This window comes from Stenotrophomonas sp. GD04054, from assembly GCF_029836955.1.
Taxonomy (GTDB): Bacteria; Pseudomonadota; Gammaproteobacteria; order Xanthomonadales; family Xanthomonadaceae; genus Stenotrophomonas; species Stenotrophomonas maltophilia_A.
This window is the reverse complement of the sequence record NZ_JAOECR010000012.1, coordinates 41881-55140: the sequence shown is the minus strand read 5'-3', so window position 1 is coordinate 55140 and position 13260 is coordinate 41881. Positions and strand designations below refer to the sequence as shown.

Annotated in this window: 14 protein-coding genes and 1 pseudogene; 12 read left to right on the top strand and 3 right to left on the bottom strand. The window is 63.0% G+C overall.

The features are described 5' to 3' along the window. The first annotated feature begins 48 nt into the window (after nt 1-48). From N7573_RS08195 to N7573_RS08185, 3 genes are read left to right on the top strand one after another with little or no spacing between them, the layout of a single operon-like run. Entirely contained in the window at nt 49-954 is a 906-nt protein-coding gene (locus tag N7573_RS08195) for a LysR family transcriptional regulator (protein WP_000405670.1), read from the top strand. A 32-nt stretch (nt 955-986) separates the two neighbouring features. Next, nucleotides 987-1250 (top strand): EexN family lipoprotein, encoded by a 264-nt coding sequence (locus N7573_RS08190; protein ID WP_000717310.1) that lies wholly within the window; start codon nt 987-989, stop codon nt 1248-1250. 58 nt (nt 1251-1308) lie between these two features. After that, entirely contained in the window at nt 1309-1626 is a 318-nt protein-coding gene (locus tag N7573_RS08185; protein WP_000539741.1) for a multidrug efflux SMR transporter, read from the top strand. A 228-nt stretch (nt 1627-1854) separates the two neighbouring features. Here N7573_RS08185 and N7573_RS08180 read toward each other — a convergent pair. The 3 genes and pseudogenes from N7573_RS08180 to N7573_RS08170 all read right to left on the bottom strand — a co-directional run. Further along, nucleotides 1855-2040, bottom strand: a pseudogene (locus tag N7573_RS08180) (integrase core domain-containing protein); the annotation flags it as partial. Nucleotides 2041-2135: 95 nt separating this feature from the next. Next, nucleotides 2136-2666 carry a hypothetical protein gene (locus N7573_RS08175; RefSeq protein ID WP_000043569.1) on the bottom strand — a complete coding sequence of 177 codons (531 nt, stop codon included), beginning with the start codon at nt 2664-2666 and terminating at the stop codon, nt 2136-2138. Between the two features lie 281 nt (nt 2667-2947). Continuing rightward, nucleotides 2948-3853, bottom strand: a complete 906-nt coding sequence (locus N7573_RS08170; protein WP_023093368.1) for a LysR family transcriptional regulator — start codon at nt 3851-3853, stop codon at nt 2948-2950. A gap of 305 nt (nt 3854-4158) precedes the next feature. On the opposite strand from N7573_RS08170, the gene N7573_RS08165 reads away from it, so the two are divergent. Genes N7573_RS08165 through trbL form a run of 9 tightly spaced genes read left to right on the top strand, consistent with a single transcriptional unit; the run spans nt 4159 to nt 13251 of the window. After that, nucleotides 4159-6156 (top strand): IncP-type conjugal transfer protein TraG, encoded by a 1998-nt coding sequence (locus N7573_RS08165; protein WP_001163195.1) that lies wholly within the window; start codon nt 4159-4161, stop codon nt 6154-6156. After that, on the top strand, nt 6153-6629 hold the full coding sequence (locus N7573_RS08160) for a ribbon-helix-helix protein, CopG family (RefSeq protein ID WP_000085131.1): 477 nt from the start codon (nt 6153-6155) through the stop codon (nt 6627-6629). Before N7573_RS08165 ends, N7573_RS08160 begins: the two co-directional genes overlap by 4 nt. Then, complete coding sequence (gene trbB / locus N7573_RS08155; protein WP_023093367.1) at nt 6626-7696, top strand: P-type conjugative transfer ATPase TrbB; 1071 nt, start codon at nt 6626-6628, stop codon at nt 7694-7696. The genes N7573_RS08160 and trbB overlap by 4 nt, the downstream gene beginning before the upstream one ends. Further along, nucleotides 7693-8079 (top strand): TrbC/VirB2 family protein, encoded by a 387-nt coding sequence (locus N7573_RS08150; RefSeq protein WP_000150010.1) that lies wholly within the window; start codon nt 7693-7695, stop codon nt 8077-8079. The genes trbB and N7573_RS08150 overlap by 4 nt, the downstream gene beginning before the upstream one ends. Continuing rightward, nucleotides 8076-8345 (top strand): VirB3 family type IV secretion system protein, encoded by a 270-nt coding sequence (locus N7573_RS08145; protein ID WP_003092280.1) that lies wholly within the window; start codon nt 8076-8078, stop codon nt 8343-8345. Before N7573_RS08150 ends, N7573_RS08145 begins: the two co-directional genes overlap by 4 nt. A gap of 12 nt (nt 8346-8357) precedes the next feature. After that, nucleotides 8358-10808 (top strand): conjugal transfer protein TrbE, encoded by a 2451-nt coding sequence (gene trbE, locus N7573_RS08140; RefSeq protein ID WP_000933135.1) that lies wholly within the window; start codon nt 8358-8360, stop codon nt 10806-10808. Continuing rightward, the gene (gene trbJ / locus N7573_RS08135) at nt 10805-11548 is read left to right on the top strand and encodes a P-type conjugative transfer protein TrbJ (RefSeq protein WP_003092277.1); all 744 of its coding nucleotides are present in this window, start codon (nt 10805-10807) and stop codon (nt 11546-11548) included. Before trbE ends, trbJ begins: the two co-directional genes overlap by 4 nt. Nucleotides 11549-11560: 12 nt before the next feature. Then, nucleotides 11561-11887 carry a hypothetical protein gene (locus tag N7573_RS08130; protein ID WP_014603538.1) on the top strand — a complete coding sequence of 109 codons (327 nt, stop codon included), beginning with the start codon at nt 11561-11563 and terminating at the stop codon, nt 11885-11887. Beyond that, nucleotides 11884-13251, top strand: a complete 1368-nt coding sequence (gene trbL / locus N7573_RS08125; protein WP_001000746.1) for a P-type conjugative transfer protein TrbL — start codon at nt 11884-11886, stop codon at nt 13249-13251. The genes N7573_RS08130 and trbL overlap by 4 nt, the downstream gene beginning before the upstream one ends. Nucleotides 13252-13260 lie beyond the last annotated feature (9 nt).

The following is a 13260-nucleotide window of genomic DNA, read 5'->3' as shown; positions in this document are numbered from 1 at the left end:
GTGACGCAAGGCGAAGGTGGTGAGGCCTGAGTGATGAGGAATGCGAACATGGAAATTCGACACCTGCGCTACTTTCTGGCGGTGGCAGAGGAGCTGCACTTTGCCCGAGCCGCAGAGCGCCTCCACATAGAGACATCGCCGCTGTCGCGCGCCATCAAGGAACTTGAGGAAGAGTTGGGCGTAGCGCTATTTGCGAGAACCACTCGGAGCACCCGCTTGACTCGTGCGGGCAGGCTCTTCTTTGAGAGCGTGCCGCGTGTCTTCGCAGCTTTGCAGCAGGCGCGCGACAGTGTGAACGCCGCAGCCAATGGCTTTCATTGCCAGCTCCGTATTGCATTGTCTGATGGAATCACGCCATCGCGCCTGCCTGCGTTGTTGGCGCTCTGCCGGCAGGAAGAGCCGGAAGTGGAAGTTCGCTTCTTCGAGGTGCCTTTGGCACAGCAAATCAAGGGATTGTGTGGCGAACTGTACGATCTCGGCTTCGCTCAATCGGATGAAGTCGGCGAAGGCATCATCGCCGTGCCGGTGTGGAGTGACCCTCTGATGGTAGCTGTGCCCGCACGGCACCCCTTGCTATCCCACAAACAGATTCCCCTAGAAGAGCTGTTGCGGTATCCGCTGGTGCTCTGCGACGCGGTGGCGTGTGAGGGCCATGCTCGGCAAGTTGAACGGGTGCTACGTCGCGTGGACATAGAGCCACTGATTGCCGAACGCGTGACTTCCAGCGATCTAATGATGGTCCTGGTTTCGGCGGGACTTGCACTAGGCCTCACAGGAGGCGCGCATATCACAGCCAGCAGGGAACAGGGGGTGGTCGCACGGCCGCTGACTGGACGTTCGCCAATGCTCACGACCTATCTACTACGGCCGGCCAGCGAGCCGTCAGAAATGCTGACTCGCTTCATGGAACGCGTTCATTCGATCAAATCTCCAGATGCCAAAGGTCGGCGGTAAACCATCACACAATCTCCCAAAGAAAATTAACCATGAAGAAGATTGCTCTCATATTGCTTTCCTCGACATTGGCAGCCTGCAGCCCATCTGGGAAACCAGATAAAGCCAACCTTCCGACAGTCGATGAATTAGCGCTCAATCCTGAGCGTCTGAAAGAGTTGCGCAAGCAATGCAAGTTGGATCGACCAATGCTGGGCGACCAACTATGTAACCGGGTTGCCGAGGCTACGCGAAAGCGCTTTTACGAAGATGGCGATGTGCCCCACACCACGCCTAAAGAGCCGCCGAAGTTCTAAGCTGGTGGTCATGCCGGAGTATGTATGCCGGATATGAAAAATTTGAAGGAGAATCGCAATGGGTTGGATCTATCTTGTTTTGGCTGGATTGTTTGAAATCGGATGGCCGGTCGGGCTGAAAATGGCGCAAGAGCCAACATCGCGTTGGAGTGGGGTCGCAGTAGCCGTCTCTTTCATGACAATTAGCGGCGCCTTCCTATGGCTTGCTCAGCGTCAGATACCGATTGGGACTGCTTATGCGGTGTGGACGGGTATCGGAGCGGCGGGAACTTTCTTAGTCGGAATTCATTTCTATGGCGACCCAACCTCCCTGATGCGATACCTTGGCGTGGCGTTGATCATCCTGGGCGTTATCACGCTCAAGTTATCGAGTTGATCGCTAGCTCCATTGGTAGCGTAGTCGCTAGGCGACCCAGCTCCCAGAGTGGATCGGGCGCTGGGAACTCGTACGGTCACCTCCTCTCTCTAGTCGCTATGTGACGAGCTTGCCGGCGCCTCGGGAGAGTTCGAGCCAGTGCGCGTAAGGCGGTGGGAGCACCCATTCCGGGTGGCTCCACCTTCAGTGCCTGCGCCAAGGTGACCTGAGTACGAACTTTGTAGCCAGTCAGGCAGTGAGTTCGGAGGGGATGCTATCGGATTGGATCCAGTTGCGCCGGATCGTCGCCGGCGGTTTGTAAGCATGCGCGCTATGCGGCCGCTGCTCGTTGTAGAACTGTCGCCAACGTTCGATCAGCACCTTCGCTTCGGTCCGACTGCGGAACCATTCGCGGTTGAGCAGTTCGTCGCCCATCGTTGCCTGCGAAGTCAGGACCAGCAGAATCCTGAGGGGAGTTCTCATCATGGTTTTCTCCGTTCAGACGCTTGGGATCAAGCGGCCGGAGACCACTACGCCTGCTTGGCTTTGCGCGCTGCCTCGACCAAGCTGTCGAGCCAGTCCTGATGGCCGTTGATCATCGGGTTGGGTTTGGCGTTGTGCAGCTCCTCGGCCGGTTTGCCCTTCTGAGTTTCCTGCGTGAGGATGCGCACGCGCCTGCCGTCCAGGTTCTCAACCAGCCAGGCGTGATGCACATCCAGGCGCGTATCTGTGCCTTCCTCGCCGGACCAGCCGTGCCAGGCCACGCGGCCGGGTTGCCCATCCGCAGGTGGCACGTATTCGTTGCACTGCCCCTCTACCGGGAAGCCGAAGGTCTCGAAGTAAAACCGATCGCCGTCGGCCAGTACCGGGCCTTTGCCGTCATGAAAGCACACGTTAGCCGAGTTGGCGTAGTAGCTTGGCCACAGCGATGGTGTGACGAGTAGAGGCCATACGTCGGCCGCGCTCAAGCCGGCGGCGATGATCTCATTGGAGGCGAAATTCTCAGTAAAGCCCGGCGTGTAGCCTTCGGGCCAGAGGATGGCGTTCTGTTGCTTGCTCATATCGAAGCTCCTTCACAAAATGTCGATGACGCAACAGGGGTGGCTGCGTCATTCAAGTGGTCATGGAGCAAATCATGAGCCTCCATCTGCAATAAGTGAAATCCTAAGTTTCTATTTTTGATATCATAAAATATGATATCAAGGCCTAGGTTCTGCCATCCACCGACTAGGCTATCTCGCAGCGGCGCTACGAAAGGGCGCGTCTCCAATTGAGCCGACTGATTGCTTATTTGTAGTGCGAGGTAGAGTTGTGCTGAGCATGACGATAGGAGCGATCTTGCCTACTTGTTGTTAGCACAGGAAGTGAACAGCAGTGCTCGTATCCAGCGATGTGCTGGATCGTGATGGGTGCGTTCGTGCCAAGCAGCCGTCTTGGTGAACCCCGGTATCTTCACCGGCGGCAGGGAGATAGCCAGCTTGTCCATACCGGCGACCAAGCGGCTCGGCAAGATCGCAACCATGTCACTGGCACGCAGGATGTCTGGCAAGATCAGAAAGCTCTTGACCGACAGTGTGACGCTGCGTCGTTTGCCCAACTGTTCTAGCGCATCGTCGGTGACGCCGCGGAAACCTCCACCATCGTAGGAAACAAGCGCATGGTCGAGAGCACAGAACTGTTTAACGGTCAGCTTGCGCCCCATAGCCGCAGGATGGTCTTCCCGCAGGACACACACATAGTGTTCCTTGAACAGCTCTCGGGCATGCAGATTTGGCGGAGTGATCTCTGGCGTCAGGAGGGCTAAATCGATCTGACCGCGCTCAAGCTGGTTCTGTAGCTGCCCGCTCTCGACTGGCACTAATGAGACTCGTACACGCGGTGCGTGCCGTTTAAGTGCCGATAGAAATGGGACAGCAACGGCACGCAGCGCATAGTCCGTCGCGGCGATGGAGAAGGTCAGTTGTGCGGTGGCCGGATTGAAGGAAGGTGGCTGGAGCAGCGCGTCGATTTCGGCGAGCACCTGCTTGACAGGCATCCCTAGATCCAGCGCCCGCTGCGTTGGAACGATACCCCGCTGCGAGCGCGCGAAAAGCGGGTCACCGAAGCTCTCGCGCAACCGCGTCAGCATGCCACTCAAGGCCGGCTGGGTTAGTCCCAGACGGGCCGCCGCCCGTGTCACATTGCGTTCGTCTAACAATGCGTCCAGCGCCTTGAGCAAGTTGAGATCCATACTCTTGATATTTTTCATTTTTATTCCAATCTTAAATATCATCGTTTTTCATGATATCTAAATATTGCCTATGAGTGGAAGCAAGGCCCATTGACGGCTTTTTTTGGGTAACTTGCTTGGAACTCTGTATGCGCCGCAGTGCGCTTTCGCTTGCGGCGCTTTTCTTTGACTCGCCACCGCGCTCATTCTTTCTTTTCCCTCGACCATTGTGCTGCGAACGGTCTTTGACCGGCACTAGCCCAGAACCGATCCTGACGCCTGCGACACCCCCTGTGCAACGCTTTCAATGAGACACCAGCGCAGGAGAAATCGGAGGACAGGTCATGCAAGGGACGAACGTTCTGTTCGGCCAGATCGCTGTGGTAATCGGCATCGTGATCGCCGGCGTCTGGGGCGCCACACAATGGACAGCAGCGACCCTTGGCTATCAAGTACGCCTCGGATCGCCCTGGTTCGATCTTCTAGGTGTACCGGTTTATCACCCGTGGCGCTTGTTCGAATGGTGGTTCTTCTTTGATGCCTACGCGCCGCACGTCTTCGACACAGGCGGTGCGATTGCGGGTGGTAGCGGTTTGTTCGCTTTACTCGTCGCCATCGCCATGTCGGTATGGCGTTCTCGGCAGTCGCGGCTGGTTACGACTTATGGTTCGGCACGCTGGGCCGATGCCGTCGACATCCGCAAAGCTGGACTGACCCTCCCGGCGGGCGTCTTCCTCGGCCAACACGACGACCAATACCTCCGACATGAGGGGCCGGAACATGTCCTGAGCTTCGCACCCACGCGCTCGGGCAAGGGCGTGGGCTTGGTGGTGCCTACGTTGCTTTCGTGGCCGGCGTCCGCCGTCATTCACGACATTAAGGGAGAGAACTGGAAGATCACGGCGGGCTGGCGTTCGCGCTTTTCGCACTGCCTGCTTTTCAACCCCACCGATAGGCAGTCGGCCGCCTACAACCCGCTGCTTGAAGTCCGGCGCGGCGCACATGAAGTGCGCGACGTGCAGAACATCGCCGACATTCTGGTTGACCCTGAAGGTGCGTTAGAGAAGCGCAATCATTGGGAGAAGACCAGCCACGCGCTACTGGTCGGTGCAATCTTGCATGTTCTGTACGCAGGCGAGGACAAGACGCTGCGCGGCGTCGCCAACTTCCTCAGCGACCCGGCGTGTCCGTTCGAGCTGACGCTGCACCGGATGATGACGACGAAGCACCTGGGCGATGCGCCTCACCCGGTTGTCGCATCCGCTGCCCGCGAAGTGCTCAACAAGTCGGACAACGAGCGATCGGGCGTGCTCTCCACCGCCATGTCGTTTCTCGGCCTGTACCGCGACCCGACCGTGGCCGAAGTCACATCGCGCTGCGATTGGCGCATCGCCGACCTGATTTCCGCCGAGCACCCGGTATCGCTCTATCTGGTGGTGCCGCCCTCCGACATAAGCCGCACCAAGCCGCTGATCCGGCTCATCTTGAACCAGATCGGGCGGCGGCTGACCGAATCGCTCGACGGCAGCGATGGCATCGCGCGCCGGCACAAGCTGCTGCTGATGCTGGACGAGTTTCCGGCGCTGGGTCGCCTCGATTTTTTCGAGTCCGCGCTTGCCTTCATGGCCGGCTACGGCATCCGCAGCTTTCTCATCGCTCAAAGCCTGAACCAGATCGACAAGGCGTATGGGCAGAACCATTCCATCCTCGACAACTGCCATGTCCGGGTGACTTTCGCCACCAACGACGAAAGGACGGCGAAAAGGATTTCCGAAACCCTCGGCACCGCCACCGAGCTTCGCGCGCAGCGCAACTACGCGGGCCACCGCCTCGCTCCGTGGCTGGGGCACCTGATGGTGTCGCGTCAGGAAACTGCACGTCCGCTGCTGACGCCCGGCGAGGTGATGCAGCTTCCACCTGAGGACGCCGTAGTCATGGTGTCCAGCGTTGCCCCGATCCGCGCGAAGAAGCTGCGTTACTACGTCGACGCCAATTTCAAGGATCGCGTCCTGCCACCGCCCGTGCTCGCAGTCGGGAGGTACGCCGACGCGCCGCCAGCCCGCCCCGACGACTGGAGCGGCTTGGCGATCCCGGCCGTACCTACGGCGCCGACCTCGGTATCCGCCGATGGTCCGGGCGGCACCGATGACGGCGGCCCGCGCCGCCAGCTCGAACTCTCCGAAACCGTCGCCTACGAGCCCGAGTTGGACGCGTGTGCGAACGACCTGGAGCTGCTCGATGACGACGACCTGGCGCTCCCGCTTCCCGGCCAGCTCGACCCGGCCATGCAGCGCACGGCCCGGCTGGCTTCTCTCGACCCCAACGACGGAATCGACCTATGAGCCAATACCGCCTCAATCTTTTCATCCAGCCCGAGCACGCCAAGCGCCTGGATGAACTTGCCGCCAAGAAAGGCGTGTCCAAGTCCTCCATCGTCGCAGCGGCCTTGGCGTCCTGGCTGTCACCCGATGCGGGCGACCAGCGTGAGGCCGCCATTGCCAAGCGGCTGGATCGACTGTCGCGGCAGACCGAACGCATGGAGCGCGACCAGAACATCCAGATCGAAACGCTGGCGCTGTTCATCCGCTATTTCTTGACCATCAGCACGCCGGTGCCAGAAGCCCACAAGGACGCGGCCCGCGCCCAGGGCAAAGCGCGCTTCGAGCAGTTCGTCGAGCAGTTGGGTCGCCACCTGCTGCGTGGCCGCAGTCTGGTGCGCGACGTGGTGGAGGAACTGCACCCCGATCCGATGCGGATGGATGACGCAGCAGCGATGGCGTCCGCCGATGAGCGAGCTGCAGAGCGTGCGTCATGAGTGCCGTTCCGCAGATTCCGCCTGAATCTCGCTCATCCGCCGCGGCGTCCCAGGATCGCCGCATCCAGATGCTGCGCACGGCGATGGGGCCGCTGATCGCCGCTGCGCTCGAAGATCCGGATGTTGTGGAAATCATGCTCAACCCCGATCGCACCCTGTGGGTGGATCGGCTGTCGTCGGGTCGCTCGCCGCTGGGCGTGGAGATGCCCGAGGCCGATGGTGAACGCATCATCCGCCTGGTCGCCGCGCATGTCGGCGCGGAGGTGCATCGCGGCCAGCCGCTCTTGACCGCCGAGTTGCCGGAAACCGGCGAGCGTTTCGAGGGCATCCTGCCTCCGGCCGCCCCGGGGCCAGCCTTCGCGCTACGCAAGCGGGCCGTGAGCATCATCGGCCTGGATCGCTACGTGGCCGACGGCATCCTGACCGCCGGGCAGGCCGAGTTCCTGCGCCGCGCCGTGCGCGAGCGGCAGAACATCCTGATCGCCGGCGGCACCAGCACCGGCAAGACCACGCTGGCGAACGCGCTGCTGGCCGAGATCGCCGCCACAGGCGACCGCGTGCTGGTGCTCGAAGACACCATCGAGCTGCAATGCGCGGCCCGCGACCATGTGCCGCTGCGCACCCGCGCCGGCGTCGTCACAATGACCGAGCTGGTGCGGGCCACGATGCGCCTGCGGCCTGACCGCGTGATCGTCGGCGAAGTGCGTGGCGGCGAAGCCCTGGACTTGGTGAAGGTCTGGGGCACCGGCCACCCCGGCGGCATTGCCACCATCCATGCCGGCTCCGCCTTGGGCGCACTGCTGCGTCTGGAGCAACTGATCCTCGAAGTGGCAGTGAATCCGCCCCGCGCCCTGATCGCCGAGGCGGTCAACGTGGTGATTCACATCGCAGGCCGTGGCCGCAAACGTCACGTCGAAACCATCTCCCGTGTCGTCGGCTTCGACGGTGCGGGCTATCGCCTGACAGATGCGCTGGAAACGCCGTTTCCCGAGCTGCCGCCGGTTCCTCTTGCAGCCGCTGCCGCTGCGCCTTCCTCGACCCCTGACCAACCTGGAGAACTGCCATGACGCACGTTGATGCTTTCCGTCTTTCCGTAAATCCTATTTCTCGCCTGTCCAGCATGGCGCGGCTGCGCCACCTGGCCCGTCCCGCAGGGCAAGGGCTGCTGCTGGCCGCGCTGATGCTGTTGCTGGCGGGCACGGCGCAGGCCGCCGGTTCCTCGATGCCGTGGGAAGGGCCGCTGACCTCCATCCTCGAATCCATCCAAGGGCCAGTCGCCCGGATCGTGGCGGTGATCATCATCATCTCGACGGGGCTTGCGCTGGCGTTCGGTGATACCAGCGGCGGCTTTCGCAAGCTGATCCAGATCGTGTTCGGCCTGTCCATCGCGTTCGCCGCGTCCTCGTTCTTCCTGTCGTTCTTCAGCTTCTCCGGAGGGGCCGTCGTATGAGTAAGGCCACCGATCTTCCGGGCTTTGAAGTGCCGCTGCATCGCTCGCTGACCGAGCCGATCCTGCTGGGCGGTGCGCCGCGCACCGTGGCGATTGCCAACGGCACGCTAGCCGCCGCCGTCGGGCTGGGCCTGCAACTGTGGATTCCCGGCGTGGTGCTCTGGATCGTCGGCCACTCGCTGGCCGTATGGGGTGCGCGCGTCGATCCGCAGTTCATGCAGGTCTTCGCGCGGCATATCAAACACCGCCCGCTTCTGGACGTGTGAGGGGAGGACGCCATGCTGAACCTTGCCGAATATCGTCAGCGCCCGGCCTTGCTTGCCGACTGGCTGCCCTGGGCCGGGCTGGTCGCGCCGGGCGTTGTGCTGAACAAAGATGGTTCGTTTCAACGCACGTTCCAGTTTCGCGGCCCCGACTTGGACAGTGCGACACAGGGCGAGCTGATTGCCACGTCGGCGCGGCAGAACAACGCGCTTCGCCGTACCGGGTCTGGCTGGGCCTTCTATATCGAGGCCGAGCGGATGCGGGCATCGAGCTATCCGCAATCCTCCTTTCCCGAACCACTGTCCTGGCTGGTGGATGAGGAGCGACGCGCGGCGTTCGAGGAGTCGGATGGCCATTTCGAGAGCGTCTATCACTTCACGTTGCAACACCTACCGCCGCAAGAGTCTCGCGCCCGTGCGGCTGGGATGCTGTACGAGAACCGGCCCACTGAGGGTGTGGACTGGCGTGGTCGGCTTGATTCCTTCGTGGCAGAGACCGATCGCGTGTTCGACCTGCTCGATGGTGTGATGCCGGAGATTGCCTGGCTGGACGATAGCCAGACGCTGACCTACCTGCATGCCACAGTCTCCACGCGGCGCTATCGCGTCGGCGTGCCCGACGTGCCGTTCCATATCGACGCACTGCTGGCCGATGCCGCGCTGGTCGGCGGCCTGGCGCCCATGCTGGGCGATCAGCACCTGCGCGTGGTGTCGGTACGAGGCTTCCCGACCTCGACCTGGCCGGGGATCTTGGACGACCTCAACCGCCTGGGCTTTGCGTATCGCTGGAGTACGCGCTTCCTGTGCCTGGACAAAGCCGAGGCGGAACGGGAATTGGGGCGCTTGCGGCGCCAATGGTTCGCCAAGCGCAAGAACGTCATCGCGCTGCTGCGCGAAACGATCTTTCAGCAGGAAAGCCCGCTGGTCGATACCGATGCCAGCAACAAGGCCGCCGACGCCGATGCCGCCTTGCAGGAGCTGGGCAGCGATCAAGTCGCCTTCGGCTACCTCACCGCCACGGTGACGGTGCTCGACGCCGACCCGGCCGTGGCCGACGAGAAGCTGCGCATGGTGGAGCGCGTCATCCAGGGCCGGGGTTTCGTGACCATCCCCGAAACCCTCAACGCAGTCGATGCCTGGCTGTCGTCCGTCCCCGGCAACGCATACGCGAACGTGCGTCAGCCCATCGTTTCGACGCTGAACCTGGCGCACATGATGCCGATGTCAGCGGTATGGGCTGGGCCGGAGAAGAACGAACACCTCGATGGCCCGCCGCTGATCGTCACCCGCACCGATGGCGCGACGCCGTTCCGGCTGGTGACGCACATCGGCGACGTGGGGCACACCCTTGTCGCCGGGCCGACCGGCATGGGCAAGTCGGTGCTGCTCGCCATATTGGCCATGCAGTTCCGGCGCTACTTCGGCTCGCGGATCTTCGCCTTCGACATGGGGCGCTCGATGCGCGCCACCATCCTCGGCCTTGGCGGTGAGCACTACGACCTCGGTGCCGATGGCGGCATCGCCTTCCAGCCACTCGCGCGAATAGCCCACGAGGGCTACCGCACCTGGGCCGCCGAATGGGTGGAGGGCCGGCTGCTGCACGAAGGCGTGACGGTCGGCCCGGACGAGAAGGCTGCCATTTGGTCGGCGCTGCGAAGCCTTGCCGGTGCGCCAGTGGAGCAGCGCACCATGACCGGCTTGTCGGTGTTATTGCAGTCCAACGCGCTGCGCCAAGCGCTCGCGCCCTATGTGTTGGGCGGCGCCCACGGCAAGCTGCTGGACGCTGACCACGACCGGCTGGGCATGGCCGACGTGCAGGGCTTTGAGATGGAAGAACTGATGCACAGCCCCGCCGCCGTGCAAGCAGTGCTGCGCTACCTGTTCGCCCGCTTCGACGAACGTTTTGACGGCGCGCCCACGCTGCTGATCCTCGATGAAGCGTGGCTGTTCCTCGATGAGCCGTCCTTCGCGGCCCGCATCCGGCAATGGCTCAAGACGCTCAGAAAAAAGAACGTCAGCGTCATCTTTGCCACGCAGTCGCTGGCCGACATCAAGGACTCGACCATCGCGCCAGCCATCATCGAAAGCTGCGCGAGCAGGATCTTCTTACCTAACCCGCAGGCCACCGAGCCGCAGATTCGCACGATCTACGAAGGCTTCGGCTTGAACAGCCGCCAGATTGAGATCGTGGCGACCGCACAGCCCAAGCGCGATTACTACTACCAGTCGCGCCTCGGCAATCGCCTGTTCGACCTCGACCTGGGGCCTGTCGCGCTCGCATTCGCGGGCGCATCCACCCCTCAAGACCAACGCGATATTGACCGCGTGCTGACGCAGGCCGGCGCTCCCGGCTTCGCCGGCGCGTGGCTGCGCCATCGCGGCCTCGGCTGGGCCGCCGACCTGCTGCCGTCCGCTCCGGCGGCAGCTTCCTTTCTCGCTTCTCAACCGCTGGAGGTTTCACCATGAAGACCAAGCCCCGTTTGCTCTCTGTCTCACTCGCTGCCGTGCTGTCGGTATCGCTGCTGGCCGTGCAGCCCGCATCCGCGCTGACGGTGTTCGACCCGTCCAACTTCGTGCAGAACACGCTGACCGCCGTGCGCACGCTGGAACAGATCAACAACCAGATCAACCAGCTTCAGAACGAGGCGCAGATGTTGATGAACCAGGCCAGGAACCTGGCAAATCTCGACTTCAACATCGTCAACCGCCTGCGCTCGACGCTCGCCACCACCGAGCGCCTGATCGCCGAGGCGCGCGGCTTGGCCTACGACGTGCAGAGCATGGATGCCACGTTCGCCCGCCTGTACCCGGAACAGTACGCCGCCACCATCAGCGGCGACCGCATGGCACAGGACGCCCGCGAACGCTGGCAGAACACCTTGAACGGCTTGCACACCGCGATGCGGATGCAGGCGCAGGTGTCGCAGAACCTCGCCCAAGACGAAAGCGCGCTGGCCGATCTCGTGAGCCAGAGCCAGTCGGCCACCGGCGCGCTGCAAGCGATGCAGGCGACGAACCAGCTCCTGGCTTTGCAGGCCAAGCAGTCGATCCAGGCGCAGCAGCTCCAGATCACGCAAGACCGGGCCGCTTCACTGGAACTGGCGCGGCAAGCGGCGGCTATGGAGCGCGCCCGCGAAGTGCGGCGGCGCTTTCTGGGCACCGGCACGCCGTACACGCCGCAGTCCGTCAACTTCTATAACAACTGACCGGAGGCGGCCATGCGATGCGCTTCCGTCCTGATGGCCGTGCTGCTGACCGCGTGCGGCCAGCAGCCGGCCGAGAACCTGGCCGACGCCCTGGCCGCAGATCCGGTGCGGCTCAAGGCGTTGCGCGGGCAATGCGCGGCCGACCGGCAGGCCGTGGGCGAGGATGCCTGCCGCGCCGCCGCTGAAGCCTTCCGGCGGCGCTTCTTCGCCGGCCATACCGGGCCGGATGAATACAACTCGCTGGCTGAACTCCCGCCGATTCCGCCGAGCTTCGATACGCCCGCAGATGAATTGCCAGAGGGCGCCGTTCCGCTCACTCCGCCCGAGGATTCGCCATGAACGACGTGACCATCATCGACCGTTTCCTCGATACGTTCTCGCGCTACATCGACTCGGGCTTCGGCTTATTGCAGGGCGAAGTGGCATTTCTCACCGCCACGCTCATCGTCATCGACATGACGATCGCTGGCCTGTATTGGGCCATGAGCCACGCCACCGGCCAGGGCGACGACGTGATCGCCAAGCTGCTGCGCAAGGTGCTCTGTGTCGGCGCGTTCGCCTACATCATCGGCAACTTCAACTGGCTGGCGAGCATCGTGTTCCGCTCGTTCGCCGGCTTGGGAATTACCGCTACCGGCTCGGCCATCACGATGGAGAACTTCCTTCAGCCGGGCCGGCTGGCGAAGACCGGCATCGACGCAGCCGCGCCGATTCTGGAACAGATCGGGGACATGGCTGGGTTCCCCGAGGTGTTCGTGAACATCGACCCTATCGTGGTTCTGTTCATCGCCTGGCTGGTGGTGATCCTCTGCTTCTTCGTGCTGGCCGTACAGCTTTTCATCACGCTGATCGAGTTCAAACTGACTACGCTCGCCGGCTTCGTCTTGATCCCGTTTGCACTCTGGAACAAGACCTCGTTCCTCGCGGAAAAGGTGCTAGGCAACGTGGTGTCGTCAGGCATCAAGGTCTTGGTGCTGGCCGTCATCGTCGGCATCGGTTCAGGCCTGTTCGCCGAGTTCCAGGTGCATCCCGACGAACCATCCATCGACCACGCGCTGGTCGTGATGCTGGCCTCGCTCGCGCTGCTGGCGCTGGGCATTTTCGGCCCCGGTATCGCCACCGGCCTGGTGTCCGGTGCGCCACAGCTTGGTGCGGGCGCGATGGCTGGTGCTGCGGTCGGGGCTGTCGGCACCGGCGTTGCCATCGGCGCCGCCGTAACGGGCGTGGGCGGCGCCGTCATGGCCGGGGCACGAATGGCCCCGGCGGCCGCAAAGCTGGCCGGTGCCGGTGCGCGTGCCGCGACTTCGGCGGCCGGCAGTGCCCGATCGGCGTTCCAGGCCGGTTCCGCTGCGGCCGGCGGCGGTGCCAAGGGCGCGGCGGCTGGCCTCGGCAATGTCGCCAAGACTGGCGCACAAGCCGCAGGCCGCAGCGTCACCTCTGGTGCTTCCGCTGTTGGGCAGAAGGTGGCCGACTCCTTCCGCGCTGGCTGGAACGGCACAGAAGCCGGCAGCGACGGTGCTGGCCCCGGCCAGACCGCAGACGGCACCGCAGGCTCGCAGAAGCAAGAGCAACCGGCCTGGGCCAAGCGGATGCACCGCCGCCAGCAGGCTACCCATGCCGCGACCACTGCCGCCCACACGCTGCGCGGCGGCGACGGCGGCGGCTCCGGGCAAGGCCCGAGCCTGCGGGATTCCGATACCTAACCTTCAAGG